The organism is Bacillus sp. SIMBA_154 (assembly GCF_046536015.1).
GTDB classification, from domain to species: domain Bacteria; phylum Bacillota; class Bacilli; order Bacillales; family Bacillaceae; genus Bacillus; species Bacillus pumilus_P.
Genome location: NZ_JAWJBV010000528.1, coordinates 1 through 246, shown reverse-complemented (window position 1 = coordinate 246; position 246 = coordinate 1). Strand labels below are relative to the sequence as shown.

Here is a 246-nt window from a genome sequence, read left to right as displayed (position 1 = left end):
CCGTCGCTTAGCTGCACAAGGGTTGATGGCGCAATACTACCAAGCTCAAAATAAACAAGATGGTTATACGGAGCAAATGGCGCAGCATCTACTATCAGTTTATAACAACAGCTCTGGCAATGCAGTCAGGGCAACGCTTGACGAAATGATGGGTAACCAAGATATGCTTGATGAATTACGTAAGAATGCTGGTTACTAACTGATTAAGTTCATGCTCCCACTCTGTTACAGCGATAACATTAATAC

At 42.7% G+C, this 246-nt stretch carries 1 protein-coding gene; it reads left to right on the top strand.

The window, feature by feature from the left end; translation table 11 throughout:
* The coding region (locus tag R0K30_RS23030) for a hypothetical protein (protein ID WP_410613298.1) at positions 1–199 on the top strand (199 nt) is incomplete at its 5' end.
* Positions 200–246: the final 47 nt, after the last annotated feature.